Annotated in this window: 17 protein-coding genes; 10 read left to right on the top strand and 7 right to left on the bottom strand. The window is 47.2% G+C overall.

All coding sequences use genetic code 11. The annotated features are described in order from the left end of the window. The first annotated feature begins 206 nt into the window (after positions 1–206). Together dapA and bamC are read left to right on the top strand one after the other, a co-directional pair. Positions 207–1,079 (top strand): 4-hydroxy-tetrahydrodipicolinate synthase, encoded by an 873-nt coding sequence (gene dapA, locus C8R11_RS06840; protein WP_107795064.1) that lies wholly within the window; start codon positions 207–209, stop codon positions 1,077–1,079. 16 nt (positions 1,080–1,095) lie between these two features. Then, positions 1,096–2,244 (top strand): outer membrane protein assembly factor BamC, encoded by a 1,149-nt coding sequence (gene bamC / locus C8R11_RS06835; protein ID WP_244907585.1) that lies wholly within the window; start codon positions 1,096–1,098, stop codon positions 2,242–2,244. A gap of 166 nt (positions 2,245–2,410) precedes the next feature. Here bamC and C8R11_RS16125 read toward each other — a convergent pair whose 3' ends face one another. The 4 genes from C8R11_RS16125 to msrB form a co-directional block, all read right to left on the bottom strand. Next, on the bottom strand, positions 2,411–2,551 hold the full coding sequence (locus tag C8R11_RS16125) for a hypothetical protein (protein ID WP_170841558.1): 141 nt from the start codon (positions 2,549–2,551) through the stop codon (positions 2,411–2,413). Positions 2,552–3,356: 805 nt separating this feature from the next. After that, positions 3,357–4,460, bottom strand: a complete 1,104-nt coding sequence (locus tag C8R11_RS06830; protein ID WP_244907584.1) for a cupin domain-containing protein — start codon at positions 4,458–4,460, stop codon at positions 3,357–3,359. A 31-nt stretch (positions 4,461–4,491) separates the two neighbouring features. Next, complete coding sequence (msrA, locus tag C8R11_RS06825) at positions 4,492–5,139, bottom strand: peptide-methionine (S)-S-oxide reductase MsrA (protein WP_107795062.1); 648 nt, start codon at positions 5,137–5,139, stop codon at positions 4,492–4,494. 9 nt (positions 5,140–5,148) lie between these two features. Further along, the gene (msrB, locus tag C8R11_RS06820; protein WP_090696969.1) at positions 5,149–5,670 is read right to left on the bottom strand and encodes a peptide-methionine (R)-S-oxide reductase MsrB; all 522 of its coding nucleotides are present in this window, start codon (positions 5,668–5,670) and stop codon (positions 5,149–5,151) included. A gap of 145 nt (positions 5,671–5,815) precedes the next feature. On the opposite strand from msrB, the gene C8R11_RS06815 reads away from it, so the two are divergent. The 5 genes from C8R11_RS06815 (at position 5,816) to C8R11_RS06795 (ending at position 12,044) form a co-directional block, all read left to right on the top strand. Continuing rightward, positions 5,816–6,784 carry an acetyl-CoA carboxylase carboxyltransferase subunit alpha gene (locus tag C8R11_RS06815; protein WP_107795061.1) on the top strand — a complete coding sequence of 323 codons (969 nt, stop codon included), beginning with the start codon at positions 5,816–5,818 and terminating at the stop codon, positions 6,782–6,784. After that, a complete protein-coding gene (gene tilS, locus C8R11_RS06810) occupies positions 6,753–8,138 on the top strand; it encodes a tRNA lysidine(34) synthetase TilS (RefSeq protein ID WP_107795060.1) in 1,386 nt (461 codons plus the stop codon). Before C8R11_RS06815 ends, tilS begins: the two co-directional genes overlap by 32 nt. Before the next feature lie 22 nt (positions 8,139–8,160). After that, complete coding sequence (rfbB, locus tag C8R11_RS06805; RefSeq protein ID WP_107795059.1) at positions 8,161–9,228, top strand: dTDP-glucose 4,6-dehydratase; 1,068 nt, start codon at positions 8,161–8,163, stop codon at positions 9,226–9,228. Then, positions 9,225–10,154, top strand: a complete 930-nt coding sequence (gene rfbD, locus C8R11_RS06800) for a dTDP-4-dehydrorhamnose reductase (RefSeq protein ID WP_107795058.1) — start codon at positions 9,225–9,227, stop codon at positions 10,152–10,154. Before rfbB ends, rfbD begins: the two co-directional genes overlap by 4 nt. A gap of 381 nt (positions 10,155–10,535) precedes the next feature. Beyond that, positions 10,536–12,044, top strand: coding sequence for a porin (locus C8R11_RS06795; RefSeq protein WP_181258192.1), 1,509 nt, complete (start codon positions 10,536–10,538; stop codon positions 12,042–12,044). Between the two features lie 110 nt (positions 12,045–12,154). Here C8R11_RS06795 and C8R11_RS06790 read toward each other — a convergent pair whose 3' ends face one another. Further along, on the bottom strand, positions 12,155–14,284 hold the full coding sequence (locus tag C8R11_RS06790; RefSeq protein ID WP_107795056.1) for a TIR domain-containing protein: 2,130 nt from the start codon (positions 14,282–14,284) through the stop codon (positions 12,155–12,157). 123 nt (positions 14,285–14,407) lie between these two features. Here C8R11_RS06790 and C8R11_RS06785 point away from each other — a divergent pair, with 123 nt between their 5' ends. Beyond that, positions 14,408–15,586, top strand: coding sequence for an SUMF1/EgtB/PvdO family nonheme iron enzyme (locus C8R11_RS06785; protein ID WP_107795055.1), 1,179 nt, complete (start codon positions 14,408–14,410; stop codon positions 15,584–15,586). A gap of 223 nt (positions 15,587–15,809) precedes the next feature. On the opposite strand, the gene C8R11_RS06780 is transcribed toward C8R11_RS06785, so the two are convergent. Further along, the gene (locus C8R11_RS06780) at positions 15,810–16,346 is read right to left on the bottom strand and encodes an REP-associated tyrosine transposase (RefSeq protein WP_107795054.1); all 537 of its coding nucleotides are present in this window, start codon (positions 16,344–16,346) and stop codon (positions 15,810–15,812) included. 42 nt (positions 16,347–16,388) lie between these two features. Here C8R11_RS06780 and C8R11_RS06775 point away from each other — a divergent pair, with 42 nt between their 5' ends. Further along, positions 16,389–16,895 carry a hypothetical protein gene (locus tag C8R11_RS06775; RefSeq protein ID WP_107795053.1) on the top strand — a complete coding sequence of 169 codons (507 nt, stop codon included), beginning with the start codon at positions 16,389–16,391 and terminating at the stop codon, positions 16,893–16,895. Between the two features lie 160 nt (positions 16,896–17,055). Continuing rightward, complete coding sequence (locus C8R11_RS06770) at positions 17,056–17,664, top strand: CHRD domain-containing protein (RefSeq protein ID WP_181258191.1); 609 nt, start codon at positions 17,056–17,058, stop codon at positions 17,662–17,664. A 26-nt stretch (positions 17,665–17,690) separates the two neighbouring features. Here the strand turns inward: C8R11_RS06770 and C8R11_RS06765 are convergent, their stop codons facing one another. After that, complete coding sequence (locus tag C8R11_RS06765) at positions 17,691–18,278, bottom strand: HNH endonuclease family protein (RefSeq protein ID WP_107795052.1); 588 nt, start codon at positions 18,276–18,278, stop codon at positions 17,691–17,693. Between the last annotated feature and the right edge of the window lie 115 nt (positions 18,279–18,393).

The raw sequence follows: 18,393 nt of genomic DNA, 5'->3' as shown, positions 1-18,393 counted from the left end.
CGACAGGCTGCCGGCAGACCCGGTTTGTGAAATCTCGATTATTCGTTTTGTGAGGATCGTTTTCACGAAATAGAGTTGTTTCTGATTCCCGGCGGCAGCAAATTTCATAAGATTTTTTTCGAAATATTATGGTTGTATGCGTCGGGAAAACACTTCTGTGAGACCAGATTCAGGTAAAATAGATAATTTTCACTGGATAGATAGTCATGTTTAAAGGTAGCTTTGTTGCCATTGTGACACCGATGCATGAAGATGGCAAATTAGACCTGGAACGCTTTCGTGCCCTTATTGATTTCCATGTTGAACAGCATACAGATGGTATCGTCGTAGTGGGTACGACTGGTGAATCTCCCACTGTCGACTTTGAAGAACATCACTTATTAATGCGCACCGCGGTTGATCATGCTGCCGGACGTATTTCCATCATTGCCGGCACAGGTGCAAATTCAACAAGGGAAGCAATCGATTTATCAGTTTACGCAAAAGATTCCGGTGTTGACGCTTGTCTGTCTGTTGCACCCTATTACAACAAACCGACCCAGGAAGGGCTGTATCAGCATTTCAAAGCGATTGCCGAGGCAGTAGATATACCGCATATACTATACAATGTGCCGGGTAGAACCGTGGCCGATATAGCCAATGAAACCACCTTGCGGTTAGCACAGATTCCCAATGTCATCGGTATCAAAGATGCAACGGGTGATATGGGACGTGGAAGTGATTTGTTGCGCCGCGCTCCAAAAGATTTTCTGGTGCTGAGTGGTGATGATATCAGTGCGTTGGCGTTGCTGTTGCTGGGTGGACATGGTGTTATTTCGGTAACCGCTAATGTGGCACCGCGGCTGATGCATGAAATGTGTGTGGCGGCAGCGGCAGGTGATCTTGAAACTGCACGGACGATTAATAATAAACTTATGCGCCTGCATACCGATTTGTTTGTGGAAGCAAACCCGATTCCGGTTAAATGGGCAGTTGCCCAGATGGCGCTAATTGGCACTGGACTTCGATTGCCTCTAACCCCTTTATCCAGTCAGTACCATCAGCTTGTGAAGGAAGCGATGGATTCGGCGCAGAGTTAAGATTCAAAGGAGTAGAATGTCAAAAATGCGGTGGCAACATGGATTCATTTATTTAATAATCATGATGTTTCTGATGGCAGTTTCCGGCTGTACTTTGTTTCCTGAGCAAAAACAGATAGATTACAAGTCTGCTGGCAAATTGCCCCCACTGGATGTGCCGCCTGATTTGATTGCGCCCACGATTGATGAACGTTATACCATACCGGATACAGCTTCAGGTAGCACGACTTTTTCTACATATAACAATGAACGCGGTATTCAACCGGGTACGGGCACTTCCTCCTTATTGCCGATATCGATTCAGAACGTTCATGTTGAACGCGCCGGAACACAACGTTGGCTGGTTGTTCCTCAGCCGCCTGAGGTCGTCTGGCCTGTGATTAAAGAGTTCTGGCAGGAACTGGGCTTTCTCATAAAATTGGAGATACCTGAAGCAGGTATTATGGAAACGGACTGGGCTGAAAACCGTGCCAAAATACCTCAGGATTTTATTCGAAGTATTCTTTCCACAGTTCTGGATAGCATTTATTCGACGGCAGAGCGCGATAAATTCCGTACTCGACTCGAACGAACTGAAATGGGTACGACAGAAGTCTATATCAGTCACCGTGGTATGGATGAGATTTTGGAATCAGGTGGTGCGAATCGTACGATCTGGCAACCACGCCCAGCCGACCCGGACCTGGAAGCGGAAATGTTGTCACGTTTGATGATGCGTTTCGGTGTAGAAGAAGAGCGTGCCAGATTTGAGCTGGCTTCGACCGGCGGCAACACACAGGACAAAGCGTATATCGATAGAGAAAGCAGTAATACCCTGATTGTCAATGAAGCGTTTGATCGGTCATGGCGGCGTGTCGGGCTGGCGCTGGACCGTATTGGTTTTACGGTTGAAGATCGTAATCGTATAGACGGTATATATTTTGTGCGATATGTTAATCCGGATACTGACAGTCAGAAGAAAGGAGATGACGAAGGTATTTTGTCAGGAATCATGTTCTGGAGAAACAAAGATAATACAGATGCCAAGGCCGCCAGATATCATATTCTGGTTAAAGAAACGGGTACCAGCACCAGTAAAGTTTCCATATTGAATGAAGACAATACGCCGGTTAGTCAGGCAGTAGCGAGCAGCATTCTGAAGTTGTTGCATGAGCAACTCAAGTAATACCGATTGGTCAGTGTCAAGTGATGCTACTTATGCTGTGTTACACCACGGCAGCTAATACATGTAAAAATTAGCCTTGGCCGTAAAAAAAGGTTCAAGCATAAAAAAACCGCCTTAAAGGCGGTTTTTTTATGCTTGATTCTGTATTTTAATCGGAAGCTATTTCTTATTTATTTTTCTCAGCTTCTTCTTTAAGAATTCTTTCAAAATTCTCCTTCTCTTGTTCAGGCAATGCCTGACCAGGTCTGCCGCCACATGCTGCTAAAAAGAAAGACGCTAATACCAGAACTAAAAGAGTTTGTTTCATTATTAAATTTTCCTTGTAAAAAATATTAAAAGTTAGTTCGTTAAAACGGAGCAGTATATATCTATTTTAATTCAGTATACAAGTACCTTAGTACTCCATCAACTGAGAAATGATGAGAGCTCTGCAAGCCTTACCTTACAGCACATGCTAAGGTAACTGTTGCTGCATATGTCGTGCTTTTTAATATAACTTTCTGTGAATGATGTGCAGTTCATGCCATTACACAGTTAATGGAGCGCCGCATTTCATCGTATCTGAAAGATTCAATTAAAATCAATATACCCCTGCAACTGTTGCAAGTATAAATCTTTTAAGAACAATATACTACCCATTATTTGGAGACAATATCTGGTCAGTTACTTAATTTTTTGTATTTTCAAAAAAATCATGTTTGACACTGCTTGTTTCTATTCAAGTGACGGCGCAATATTGGCATTAAAAAAAGTCTCGTGTCTTGTTTCAAAAAAAACCGCCCTATAAGGGCGGTTTTTTCTGCTTGGCCAAAGCTGGGTTAAGCTCTAGTCTGGCATTCCTTCACGTTCATCCATAAATCCAGGCGGATACTGACCCGGTTTTGGGTCACCACAGCCTACCAAAAACATTGCTAATAAAGCAGCTATAAACAAAGAGTATTTCATGTTTAATATCTCCTATATTGAATATTAATTATGACGAATTAATTTATGTTAAACAGCTCATTTGTCCTTCAAATATCGAAAGACTATAAACTTAATACCAGATTAAAACTGCGATGTCCAGTATCTTTTAATAAAAAATCAGTGAAATTTTTTTGGATCTGGAGTTCTCAGGCAATGTCAATTATGTTGATATATCCATTAACATACCATTGATAAAGAACTTTTCCCGCTTCATCGTCAAGGTTATTTCTCGAGAATTCATTCCGGCGATAAATGAGTCCCGATAAATTTTTTTTTGCAGTTGTGTTAACTTTGTAAGCTTCGCCATTCAGAAAAATTTTGTCTTGTTGACACAGCATTCGGCTTTTTAAATCAAGCTGGATATTTTTTTTGCGAATTACATTTTTAAACTTTTTATATGTTAGCGGATGCTCGGGACAATCAAAAAAAATATGTGATTTAGGTTCTGTCAGATAGACACCCAGAAAGTCTTCAACATCGGACGCACGCCATTTAATTTTTTTTAAAATGGAATGCACCTGCCGCTGCATTTCGCGATGTATTTTCCAGGGGTTGGGTTGTAGCTTTAGATCAGGGTCAATATACCAGCCATCTACTTGCAGATTATCCTGTAGATAAATGAGAAACTGAGTGATTAATTCCTGGTGGCTGGGTGCCCGAAATCCAATGGAGTATGTCATACAAGCATCTAAAGCGGTACCATGGTGCGCATAATTTGGCGGCAGGTACAGCATGTCGCCTGGCTCTAGAATCCAGCTATGTTCAGGCTTGAAATGTTGCAAAATTTTTAGCGGTGCATCGGCCACCAGTGTTTGATCATAATCGCCAGCAATTTCCCAACGCCGGCGGCCAAAGCCCTGTAACAAGAAAACATCATAGGAATCAAAATGCGGCCCGATACCGCCTCCAGCAGGCGCATAGCTGACCATCAGGTCATCCAGACGGGCAAAAGGAATAAAGCCGAATTTTTGCAATAAGTCGCGTGCCGATGGCAAAAAATGATTAACTTCTTGTACCAGCAGTGACCATGTATCTGCAGGTAAGCGGGTAAAATCCTTTGTGGTCAGCGGCCCGTACTTCAAATGCCATTTGGTGTTTTTGTTGGCTATCAGACGTGATTGCACATCTTCGTTAGCGGCGAGTTGTACTAATTCCTGCCTGGTTAATAATCCTTGAAAACCGGGCAAGGCATTGCGTACCAGAAGTGGTTTTTTTTGCCAGTAGTGCTGTAAAAAGTCTTCAGGCGTCATGTTGCCCAGGGAAATGTAGGAATCGGCGGTATTAATGATTGACCCCCCAAAGTTGCTCCAAACGCTCGTCGCGGCCGCAGTTATTGCGATAATAAGCATATCGCAAAGGATTCTTGATGTAATAATCCTGATGATAATCCTCGGCCATATAGAATTCAGTGGCCGGTAAAATTTCAGTGACGACCGGTTGATCGAAACGGGCTGAAACTGCCAACGCTTCTTTTGATGCTTCTGCGAGTGTTTGTTGTTCCGGATTCAGATAAAAAATAACACTGCGATACTGCGGGCCAATATCGCAAAACTGACCATCTTCAAATGTTGGGTCAATCGTCAGCCAATAAGTATTTAACAATTCTGAAAAGCTGGTCGCCGTCTTGTCAAATTGAATTTTAACCGCTTCCACATGACCTGTTTTGCCGGCAACAACCTGTTTATAAGTAGGATTGGCAACTGTGCCACCGATATATCCCGATGTTGTTGCAACTACGCCCGGTAGCTTGTCAAAATCAGATTCGGTACACCAAAAACAGCCGCCAGCGAAGATAGCGACACCCAGATTTTCTTCAGCGATAAATCGGGTGTCTGGCATATGTTTGGAATTTTCCGGTTGCTGACACCCTGTAACTATAAAAGCTAGCGCTGTCACAGCACTTATGACTATAAATCGGCAATGTAACATATTGAATTCCTAACTTCTGAGTGGTGGCAGTGATTCGGTGTGGGCAATAAATTTGAGTGCAAGCCCATTATTGCACCATCGTTCTCCACGTGGCTTGGGGCCGTCATTAAAAACATGCCCTTGATGTCCGCCACACCGCGCACAATGATACTCTGTTCTTAAAATAATTAACTTGTAATCACGCTTGGTGCCGATATGCCCTGCTATAGGCTGGGTAAAACTCGGCCACCCGGTGCCGCTTTCATACTTGTGCTGACTTTCGAAAAGCGGTAAATAACACGCTGCGCAGATATAGGTGCCATCACGATGCTCATTGTTCAGTTTGCTACTTCCCGGTGGTTCGGTATGTTCTTCGAATAAAATTTTATAGGCTTCCGGCGAAACCAATGCTTTCCAGGCTGTACGCGGTTTTTTTAACTGCTCTATGATTGCGGGTTCGTTGATGGCCATTACCCGCTCTGGTCGATAGAAAACAGCTGCTGGCACAGTTGCTGCTACACCCAGAATTAGCAAAAATGTGCGTCTTTTCATGCTGACCTCCTTGCGTTTTTGAAACTTCACAATAGGCTATTCTAAAAGATAACCGGAAGCAGTTAAATGAATTCATGCCTGCAGAATTCGATCTAAATCCTGTATCATCACATTTTTAGGAATTTATTTTTATTTTAGTGTTTACATGAAAATCACTTTTCTGGATTTTGAACAAAATATTGCCGAATTTGAAACGAAAATAGAGGAGCTGCGTTTTGCGCAAGGTGATTCTGCATTGGATATTTCTGCAGAAATAGACCGTTTGAAGACAAAGAGTGAGGCCCTGACCAAAAGTGTTTATGCAAAACTGACGCCTTGGCAGATCTCTCAAGTTGCAAGACACCCGCAACGCCCTTATACGCTTGATTATATTAAACATATTTTTTCGGATTTTGAAGAACTGCATGGTGATCGCAGTTTCGCCGACGATCATGCCATCGTGGGGGGCATGGCGCGCTTCAACGGTCAGTCTGTGATGGTGATCGGCCATCAGAAGGGACGTGATACACGTGAGAAAATCCATCGTAATTTTGGTATGCCTAAACCCGAAGGATATCGCAAGGCGCTGCGTTTAATGCGGTTAGCCGAAAAATTTTCAATTCCGTTGATTACCTTTATCGATACACCGGGTGCATACCCAGGTATAGATGCAGAAGAACGCGGGCAGTCTGAGGCAATTGGAAAGAATCTTTATGTTTTAGCCGAGTTGAAAGTGCCTATCATCTGCATTGTGATTGGTGAAGGTGGTTCAGGGGGTGCGTTGGCGATTGCCGTAGGCGATATGGTTCATATGCTGCAATTTGCCACCTATTCAGTCATATCGCCTGAAGGATGCGCATCCATTTTATGGAAAAGTGCGGACAAAGCGCCAGAGGCTGCAGAAATTATGGGAATCACGGCAGACCGGCTTAAAGCAATACATTTGATCGACAGTATTATTAATGAGCCAATTGGCGGCGCGCACCGGGATTATCCGGCTACGATGCAGGCCGTGAAAGCGGTGATACAGGATTCACTCAGAAAATTACAAGATTATTCAGCCGATACGTTGATAGATAAACGTTTGAAAAAATTAATGAAATATGGTTCATTCAAGGAGGAAAAAGTCGAATAACCTGGATAATTTGATCGACAATGTCCAACAGGTGCTACAAACATATATCAGACAAGACTGTCATCTCGCGGTTGGTCTCAGTGGCGGCTTAGATTCGGTTGTTTTGCTGGACATTCTGGTAACATTGTCTCAGCAAGTCTCCTTTGAATTGTCGGCAATACATGTGAATCACGGAATCAGCAGTCACGCCGCGCAATGGAGTCATTTTTGCTGTCATCTATGTTATTCACATGGAGTTCCCGTGTCTGTTTCATATGTTAATATTCACAAAGAGGCAGGGGTGAGTCTTGAAGCGGCTGCGCGGGAAGAGCGCTATCATATCTTTAATCGCTTGCGTGCGGACTATTTAGTTCTGGCCCAGCATCAGGATGATCAGGCTGAAACACTGTTGTTGCAACTACTTCGTGGTGCGGGTGTGAAAGGCTTGAGTGCCATGCCCATCGTCCGGAAACAATCAAGCGATGCAGCGCCCCCCATTTTGCGGCCGCTACTTAACGTTTCCCGCGGCAGCATTGAAGCCTATGCCCGACAGCATCAGTTAAACTGGATTCATGATGAAAGTAATGACAGCACCGACTTCAACCGTAATTTTTTACGTCATGCAATTCTTCCGGTTTTAAGCAGACGGTATCCCAATTACGTCAAAACGTTGCAGCGCACCAGCCAGCATATGGCTGAAGCATCTCTATTGCTGGACGATCTGGCCGCGTCGGATGCTAGGTGCTGCGTTGAGGCCGGCAATCTGCATATATCTGCACTGCGTGAATTAAGCCTTCCGCGTGCAAGAAATTTGCTGCGTTATATTTTACGGCTGCAACAGGTAAAGCTTCCCAGCACGGCCAAACTGAATGATATCCTGAATCAATTGCGTTGCGCCAGAAAAGACACCCAGCTGCATGTGGTTTTTGGGCATACAGAGATTCGCGTTTATAAAGATTTTGTCTATATTCTGCCACTGAGAAAGTTGCCTCCAAATCATTTACAATTGAAGTGGCAGGGTGAGTCTCATTTGATTCTAAGCGAATTGGGCGGATCAATTCACTTTACACATGTAAAAGGCCTAGGCTTGTGTGCGCAGAAACTAACACAGACGCCTGTTCATATTAAAATGCGCCAGGGAGGAGAGCGCTTTTCGCCCGATTGTAAACGGCCAAGGCGCAGTCTGAAAAATCTGATGCAGGAAGCGCTGATACCCCCCTGGGAACGCTATGCACTACCACTCATGTTTTGTGGTGAAGAACTGGTATGGGTGCCAGGTATCGGTATCGATTGTGAATTTCAATCCATGCCGGAGGAAGCGGGGATAGTGCCAGAATGGCGGCCGAATGATTCTGGTGGAAAAATATTAAAATAATTGAATTGTAGAAAATAATCTGATGATTTTATTGACAGGTGGCGCGGGCTTTATAGGGTCAAATTTTGTGCTGGACTGGTTTTCACAAACAGATGAAACTATTATTAATCTGGATAAGCTCACTTATGCCGGCAATCTACAAAATCTCGTTTCTTTGAATGAAGACACACGGCATGTTTTTGTGCAGGGTGACATCGGTGATCGCGAACGGGTGTCAGAACTGATTGTGCAGTATCGGCCCAGGGCCGTTATAAACATGGCCGCCGAGAGCCATGTCGACCGTTCAATTCTGGGTCCTGAAACGTTTATACAAACCAATATTGTCGGTACTTTCCGGTTGCTGGAAGCAGTGCATGATTATTGGAAAACACTTGATGCATCGTCAAAAAAAGAATTCCGCTTTTTACATGTCTCGACCGATGAAGTATACGGTTCCTTAAATAAGAATGCCCCGGCATTCACTGAAACGCATCGTTATCAGCCGAGCAGCCCTTACTCGGCCAGCAAGGCCTCCAGTGATCATCTGGTTAATGCGTACCACCGCACTTTTGGTTTGCCGACTTTGATCACCAATTGCTCCAATAATTATGGTCCTTATCAGTTTCCGGAAAAATTGATTCCATTAATGATCACCAATGCTTTAGCTGGAAAGCCGCTGCCTGTCTACGGTGATGGCAAACAGATACGCGATTGGCTGTATGTTACAGATCATTGTAGTGCGTTACGACGTGTACTGGAAGCCGGAGAACCAGGTGAAATCTATAATATTGGCGGTTGGAATGAGAAGCCCAATATTGAAATTGTGCGTACCATCTGTGCACTGCTGGAAGAATTGTCAGGCTCGCCATCAAATTACAGTTATCTTGATCTGATTACCCATGTAAAAGACCGGCCTGGACATGATACGCGTTATGCGATTGACGCCCGGAAAATTGAACGCGTACTTAATTGGAAGCCCGGTGAAACGTTTGAAACCGGTATCCGGAAAACGGTTCAGTGGTATCTGGACCATCAGGAGTGGGTGACAAACATAAAGACCGGCGCTTATCGTGAGTGGATAGAAAAAAATTATAGCGAGCAACGTTCATGAAAATACTGTTATTCGGTAAAAACGGCCAGGTTGGCTGGGAGCTGCAGCGCAGCCTTGCGCCGCTGGCTTCATCCGGTCAGTTGATTGCTTTGGGTTCCGACAGTCAGGCAATGTGCGGCAATCTTGCTGACCCAGCGGGTATTCAGCAAACAGTACAGAGCGTCAGGCCGGATATTATCATCAACGCAGCCGCTTACACGGCAGTCGATAAAGCAGAAAAGGAATCCCCATTAGCACAAACCATCAACGCACTTGCGCCGGCTGTTCTGGCGGAAGAAGCCCGGCGGCTGAATGCATGGCTTATCCATTATTCAACCGATTATGTGTTTGACGGTGACGGCAATGAACCGCGCATGGAAACGGATACGGCCAACCCACTTAATATTTATGGCAAAACTAAGCTGGCTGGTGAAAAAAACATAATGGAATCAGGGTGTCCGCATATTATTTTGCGTACCAGTTGGGTGTATGCAACCTATGGGCATAATTTTGTTAGAACGATCCTCAGGCTTGCGCAGGAGCGCGATCAACTACAGATCGTTGACGACCAGATCGGGGCACCAACAGGCGCCGAATTGTTGGCGGATGTTACGGCCCATATCGTTCAGTTACTGCGAAATCAGCGTGACAATTCTGCTGTCAACGGCCTGTATCACTTGACAGCAAAAGGTTACACATCCTGGTATGGATTTGCACGGTTTATACTGACACAGGCCGCCCGCGCAAATGTTTCTTTGAAAACCACGCCCGGCAATCTGCATCCCATTACCAGTGCCGAATATCCGACACCGGCGAAACGTCCGCTTAATTCACGGCTTGATTCTGCAAAACTGCAGAAAACATTTAACCTGTGCCTGCCTGAATGGCAAGGCGGCGTATCAAGAACAATAACCGAAATACTGGAAAGCTATCCAACAATAGTGTGATCAGCTGTTAAAAATTTTTTTGATCAGGTTTTCGGTATTTCCGCTAACTGAATGTTGGATAACTATCTGCGTTGCCGTTGCAGCATTAAAAACATGCTGAAGATGTTCATTTGTTACACCTCAACTCTGCTTTTTGCCCGGCACATTATATGCCTCGTCCCTTGAGTCGGCTTTTAGTCATTTAAATCTGCTTTCAGGTAACTTCTCCCCGCTGCGGCTACGCTTCTCAAACCCATTTGGCCGGTCAATCACTGATGGCGTATAGATGCAATCATGATTAAATTTTGCTGATACCGCTGAATGATTTTCTTGATGTAATAAAAATGTAACATTAATGTAATAACCTCTCTTCCAGAAAATTTCATTGGAGATAAAATGGGTATGTCTGGAAAAGAAGAAAAAGAGTTCTTGCCCGTTGTGAGGCAAAAACGATTTGCATGGATTGTTTCGACTATACTGCTGGCCGGTTATCTATCAACAGCATCCGCTTTGACACTTTACGTCGATCCGGAAACCAATCAGGTCTATACAACACCGGGAGAAAATCGCATCAAACTGGGCGATTTTGAACCAGTGAAGAAGGCTGAAAACATGCCTGCCGAAAAAAGGCCAACTGAAGAAGAAGCCAGGGTGCTTGAGACCAGAATCGATCAGAAAATGGAAGAACTCAAAGCTATGGAAGCGCGGTTTGAAGCGCAGCAACAGGCAATCCAGACAGCATCTGAGCAAACTCAACCGGTGCCCGTACCTGATTCCACGCCCGAAAATGAGAAATCCGCTTCTAAAGAAGAAAAAAAATGGTATGACAGGATTAAAATTGGGGGTTATACGCAGTTCCGTCAAAGCGCCGGTTTGGGCGGGGACCTGGAAAATCTGTCTTCGCCGGGGGATAAATCCATCGAGGAAGATACCAATTTCTTTATCCGCCGCGCGCGTTTGGTGTTCCAGGGTGATATTAGCGACCATCTGAAGCTCTATATGCAAACAGAGTTCGCGGGTGGTGATGTGTCGGTGCGTGACATGTATGGTGACATCTATTTTGACAAGAAAAAAGAATTCCGTATTCGTCCGGGTTTGTCGAAAGTACCGAACAGCTTTGAATTACTGCAGTCAAGCCGCGACCGGCTAGCGTTTGAGCGCGCTGACGCACTCAGTACCGGTGTTCGAAACGAGCGTGACACCGGCGTATTTTTCTACTGGACGCCCGAGCATATCCAGGAACGGTTCAGTTTCCTAAGAAAAGGACTTAAGGGTTCCGGTGATTATGGTGTGATCGGTTTTGGCCTTTATACCGGACAGGGCCTTAATGAAAGGGATAAAAATGACAATCTGCATATTGCAGCACGGGTCACTTATCCATTCCAGTTTGATAATGGTCAGATTTTTGAGACGGGTGTTTATGGTTATACCGGAAAATTTGTACCGGATGTGGCGGTAAATACGGGTGCCGGTATTCTCGCTGCGCCAATCTTCAATAAAAAAGGTTATCGCGATGCGCGTATCGGTTTGCACGCTATTTTATACCCGCAGCCTTTTGGTTTGCAGGCCGAATGGAACTGGGGTAAATCCCCGCAGTTAAGTGCTGATATGACACGCATAGAATCAGGCAATATTGACGGTGGTTACGTGCAGGCCATGTACAAGTATGATAGTCCGTGGGGTGCCTTGATTCCGTATGTAAAATGGCAGAAATACAGTGGTGCCGAGAAATTCCAGGCGAATGCACCCTTTGCACGTGTCAGAGAGATTGAAGCAGGTCTTGAATGGCAAATCAGACCGGAAGTTGAATTTGTCGTCGCCTATTCGCATATGGATAGAACCAATGTCAAGAACCTGGTACATGTTAAAGACGCGAATATTATGCGCTTCCAGTTACAATGGAATTATTAGCATGAACGCGAATACAGGATTGCCGGTGGTGGAAAGCAACGGCGGTGCTGATATAAAACGGTAGGACTGCAGGGCGGATAACCAAAGCGTTATCCGCCAGATTTTTCCAGTCACTGCGATCGGAGCCGCCCGATACCGGTCAGAACAAATCCGGCAATGCGTTGCGGATCGGTGCAGGTCATGAGTGCAATGTTTTCCTGCGCATCAAGACCGTTGTTAAGGGTTTGCGCGATCCCTGCCTGAGCATGTTCAGTAAGCGCTGCGCCGATTTTTTCCATAGTTGGCAATGTGCCGCCGTGCTCAGTATTTAAAGCAGACACAGCTTCATAGTCCGGTATGGTCTGTTTTGACCAGGTATCACTGAATTCAACGCGCTCGTTGCTAAGCAAATGATCGTACACAGCTCGAGCCGCGCCGCCAAAACCGCCGGCGATATAGAGCGGTTTTTGTTGTTTGATCGACAGCCAGGCTTCCTCCACGACACCTGGCACGATACCGGAGAATCCTGTAAGCCTGCCGCCGACGACCAGGCGTGCTTGTGACGATTCGGTAATGCGGTCGCGCATGGCGGATAATCCGTGCGCCCAGGCGTAACGGCGTTGCGGCGAATTTGAATCCAATGATCGGGTGTAATTTTCAGCAAGTGGAAACAACGTATCATCATCCCACGGTAAATCAGGCCGGGGACCCTCGTCGTACTGTGCAATATCACTGTTGAACAGATTCCATTCGGCGTCTCCATAACTCAACCTGAGCGGCCACGGCGCAAAATTGTGGATGGCGTGTTGCAGCGGCTGTGATTGCACGTTTTCGGCCAGTTTTGAATAAGCGCGCACCAGTTCGAACAAACGCAGCGTAAAATTCGATGCTGCGGAAAAATCACCTTTCAAGGCGCCGCCGTAAGCGATTTTCAACCCGGCCATCAGCAGGTAGAGGTGTATCTCATCCGTCAGCGTGGCGAAATGCTCCGGTGACAGCCCATATTTACGCACATCCTCGCTGTCTGAGATCGAGACGGTGATCATGTTTATTTTCCCGGCCTGCTGCTGCCGGGCGTGCTGCGCAATTTTGGTGAGTGGCGTGATGAACTGCGCTTTGGGCCGCAGCTGCTGTAATACCTGGAGTTCCTCGCGGCTCAATGGTGGGTCGGGATAAAGGAAGGTTTTCCCTGGTTCGTTCTCCTGACAGGCGTAGGCCAGCGTAACCGCTTCCGGAGCTATGGCCAAAACAGTTTCGCCGGGTTCAGCTACGGTTTCAAGCACAGCGCGATTATGTTGCAGGCGTAATGCTTCCAGCACGGCGCGGTCGATGACGCGGCGTGCATCGACATCCGGTTCGCCAAATTGCCAGCGCACGGTCGGTACATTACCGCTATAGGGAAAACTTCGCGGCTCGCCCGATTCAAGTGCATCCACGATCAGAATCTGCGCGCCGAGCCGTTTGGCTTCCAGTACCTCGCGGCGGCACCAGGGGCGCGAACTGTATTGATCGGTCTGAAATGCCAGCATGATGGTGCTGCCGCGTATACCCGCCTGGATGGCATCGGCAAAATCCTGACTGGTGGCGATCTGTTGCGCATCGAACCACTGCTCGACCGGTAACTCATTCAGTACCGAACGTGTCTGGCGTACCGGGTCTTCACGATGTTGCCGGTCCAGATCGGCTTTGGCATGGCTTAAGAAAATCGTAACCGGCGCTTTTATTTTGTCGGGCGCGTCTGCAGGCACTTTGCCATGTGTAAGCAACTGAATCGCACGTGCAGCAATATGAAATGACACTTCGGCCAGTCGGCGCGCACTGGCTGCCTGTTCGCCGGTACTGGTTTTATCGAGCATTGCGGGTAACACATGGCGCCCCTTGCTGATCTGAAAGCCTGCCTGTTCCAGCGCCACCGGCAGCACATGATGCGGACTTGCATCCAGCGGTGTTGCTGCAATCGCCTGTTCAACGAAATCAATCCAGGCGCGTCCGGTGCCATTGGGAACGGTGCGCAGCATGCGCGCATCGGCCAGCACCACGATAATCGTATACCGGGCGGCATCCAGATGCAATCCATCACCGGCATTCAAAGTCGGCGGCAGATCGTCTCCGTCGTCCGGCGTAAAAAAGACCGGTACCCGTAACCCGCCGCTGGCGGGCGGTTCGACAAAACGATGCATCAGCATGGCTGCCAGCGCGTTGGCTTGTTCGGATTGGGGATGCGCCAGCAGGTGCAGGTGTAATGGTGGGCGTATGTCCATGCGTAAGTTCCGTTTCTTTGGCGGATGACGCTACGCTTATCCGCCCTACAATTATCATTTGTGTTACTGAGTTGCTTATAATAACGATTATTACAGGTCGTGGGACGATAAAATCTACAATATATGAGTGATATTTTTCTTTGCTATTCAAAAACGGATGTGGCAATTGCCAACCGTCTGTTTGAACGATTGCAGGCGGAAGGCTGGTCGGTTTTTATCGACAGAAATACGCATGTTGGCCGCCGATGGGATAAAGAAATTGAACGTAAACTACACGCTGCCAGAGCGGTGGTTGTGCTCTGGTCGGCGCAATCGCGTGACAGTGACTATGTGCTCGAGGAAGCGGATTACGGCAAGCGCAAGGATATTCTTTTCCCGGCATTGATTGAATCGATAGTATTGCCATATGGATTTGGCCGTATTCAAACAGCCAATCTGACTGACTGGGAGGACGGCGTGGATCATGCCGGATTGACGGATTTGTTAACGCCATTGCGCCTGCATCTGAACGGTCATGCGTCAGAATCGTCAACGATTGCTGTTAAACCGCCGCAAATCGTCACGCCATCCTTACCCGCACCGGGGCAGATTTTTCGCGACAAGTTGAAAACCGGCGGTGAAGGGCCGTTGATGGTGGCGATTCCTGCCGGACGTTTTCTCATGGGATCGCCGGAAGATGAGTCGGATCGATATGAGAATGAAGGCCCGCAGCATGACGTGCAGATTGCGCAGCCATTTGCGATGGGTGTCTACGCCGTAACGTTTGATGATTACGATCAATTTTGCCGGGAAACCGGTCGGAAAAAACCGGATGACAAGGGTTGGGGGCGGGAAAACCGGCCTGTAATTAATGTTTCCTGGCAGGATGCGCAGGATTATTGCATCTGGCTTTGCGAACAGACGGCGCGCAGTTACCGTTTACCCAGCGAAGCCGAATGGGAATATGCCTGCCGTGCAGGTACCCAGACGCGGTATTGCACAGGGGAGAGCATTGCCAGTGAACAGGCGAATTTTAATAGAAATGTTGGCAAAACGACACCAGTGGGTGCGTATCCGCCCAATCCGTTTGGCCTGTGCGATATGCACGGTAATGTATGGGAATGGTGTCAGGACATATGGCATGATAATTATCAAGGTGCACCTGTCGATGGTTCATCCTGGGAAACTGGCAATAGCGCGTTGCGCGTGCTGCGCGGCGGCTCGTGGATCAACTACGGCAGGTCCTGCCGTTCCGCCATCCGCCTTCACTTCGATCCGTCTTACCGCCACGATACTGGCTTTCGTCTTGCCCGAGGTCATTGAGCTCAGGTCAGGCAAGTGTAATACCCGGAGGGTATTGCATCATCAGTGGAGCAGGCCAGCAGCCGGCTGGCAGCCGCGCTGGCGGAGCGCGCGGGAGACAGACGGGGGATGGGCTGCGCAGCAACCCATCTTATCTGTGTAATTCATGTATCCTGCTGATCTGTAGGGTGGATAAGCGCAGCGCCATCCACCAATTGCGCCATTTTATCAATCCAATGCCCGATCATTCATCCCGCTCACCCTTGTCCGGTATTTCCGCAGCACCACCCACCCAGTCCAGCGGATAAACGCCTTTCTCAACCAGCCGATGAAAAGTTGAATGCGGCCATTCTTTCACCGATGCCACCCAACCATGTTTCACCGGGTTGTACTGAATGTAATCCATGTGTGCGGCGTAATCGCGATCGTCGGCAATGGTATGTTCCCAGAACCGCCGTTGCCAGATACCGCGTTCATTGCGTTTGATATGGGTTTGTGAACGGTATTCGGTTTTTGGAATGGATTTTGAGAATGCTTTTTTGATCGCTCGCCAGCGGCTGGAATAATCATCGTCATGTTCAGGCAGTGTCCAGATGCAATGCAGATGATCGGGCAGCGCCACCCACGCATCAATGCGAAATGGATGCCGATGTTTGACGGATAGAACGGATGTTCGTAATGCGTCGATATGCGTAATCAGCAGATCAGATGCGCGGTCTTGTAAATTAACGGTGAAAAAATATGTGCCGCCGGGGATGCGGTTGCGCCGGTAGTTAGGCATAGATTGAACGTAAGATTAATAGGTAGTGAATGATTATGGTGGATGACGCTTCGCTTATCCACCCTGCTTTTTATAGCTAATTCCGTAAGGTGGATAAGTGCAACGCCATCCACCGACACCATCCAGCGCAGCATACGATTCTTGTCTCAGGGAGCCCCACAAAACGGCAAACGCGATTTGCATGGTCAGTATGCTAATCCTCTGAACAGAATGAAAGCAAAAAATTGCACGCGGTGCCGCTTTGCGGCGCACAGTGAGCGGCTGCCCGGTATTTCAGTGTTCAGCGCGCCAGCGAACCGCTATTCGATGGGGGACGATCATCCTGTGGTGACAGGTTGCGGACAAGCGCGACTTCAACTTCAGCACCCACTCACCGATCATGATACCGACTGCATCTTCGTCCCGAAAAACACTGCAGCCAGCCTGTTCCAAAGCCAAACGCAGTGCAATGCACGCTTCGTTATCGGTGCGGCTGTAACTGATGAATATCTGTTTGCTGGATTGGATTTCGTTATGCGGCATGTCGAAAAATTTTACATTCCGGTATAAGCGGATCTTTATGTACTTATTAATATGATGATTTTTCAGACTATAAATGTTGTGGCATGATTAATGCTTGAAATTTAATATGGTTCTTTATCAGAACTCAGGCAGAAGTAGTAATGATCTGACTGTACAGAGCGGTTTCAATCATTCATCGGAGATTATCATGAAGCGTTCAGGCATTTTTGCGGTCATTATTACATGCATACTGGTTACCATACCACTTGCTAATGCGGGTATTATGACCTACTCAGCGGTATTGAATGGAGCCAGTGAATCCCCGCCAATTGTGTCTCCAGGGTCTGGTTTTGTTACAGTTACTATCGACGATGTCGCCAACACGATGCACATTCAGGCGAGTTTTTCCAATTTGATTGGCACGACAACCGCTGCGCACATACACTGCTGCACTGCTGATCCATTGACGGGAGTTGTTGGTGTAGCCACGACTACCCCGAGTTTTGCAGGTTTTCCGTTAGCGGTAACAGCAGGCACTTACGATAATATTCTGGATATGACTCTGAGTTCATCATTTAACTCAACTTTTATCACAACTCATGGCGGAATAACGGGAGCACAGCAGTTCTTGTACGCTGGCATGTCACTTCATAAGTCTTATTTCAATATCCACACTACGTTTGCGTCAGGGGGAGAAATTCGCGGTTTTCTTACGCAGGTTGTTACTGTTCCCGAACCTTCTCCGCTGGCGCTTCTGGGTTTGGGAATAATGGTGTTCAGTTTTAATAGGCGCCAAAAAACGATCTGGCGTAGATAAGCAAAGTGCCACACACCCAAATCATATTATCGAAAACAGGTCTCAGCCAACAATTTTAAAGCCATTTTTTCTTGCTTATTGTAGATCAACCGGTATTTGTCCTTGATGCGCTGCCAGCGCTGGCCATACTCGCACCAGAAATCTTTATTTGGCGGCAGCCATTGATGCGGAGCCTTGTCTGATTTGGCCTGATTGGTGGCGTCATCAACCACCAGCAGGTTTTCAAAATCATTGGCGAAGGTGCGGCGCTGTGTCCTGGTCCACTTGTCTGCCCCATGGCGGTGTGCGTGAGCAAGTGGAACGATATGGTCGATGTCGACATCCGAAGCCCGGGTGAATTTTCTGCCGGTATAAGGACCGATCCACAGACCGGTTTTAACGGTGCAGCGTTTGGCATTTTTAAATTTGACCGGGGTTTTGCTGTTTGCGATAAGCATTTCCTGCCGAGTGTTCTGACAGTCCTTGTCTGCATCGATCCAGTGCGGCCAGTCTTTGCGTTGATAAGGTGTATCGGTCGATGGAATACTGTCGATCGGGCGCGCCTGCTTGCTGAGTTGCTGGCAGCCTGACAATGCAATGAATACGAGAAAGATGACAAGTATCATGCGTTGCATCGGGGTCGGTATGTATTGCAGGTTATCAGGCACGATGAAACATTGTTAACGGTGTATTATCTGTTCAAGTGATTGGATTTGGAGCGTCACATGCGGTATTCTTTACATAGTTGCG

The organism is Nitrosomonas aestuarii (assembly GCF_003046585.1).
GTDB classification, from domain to species: Bacteria; Pseudomonadota; Gammaproteobacteria; order Burkholderiales; family Nitrosomonadaceae; genus Nitrosomonas; species Nitrosomonas aestuarii.
This window is presented reverse-complemented; position numbering and strand designations above follow the sequence as displayed.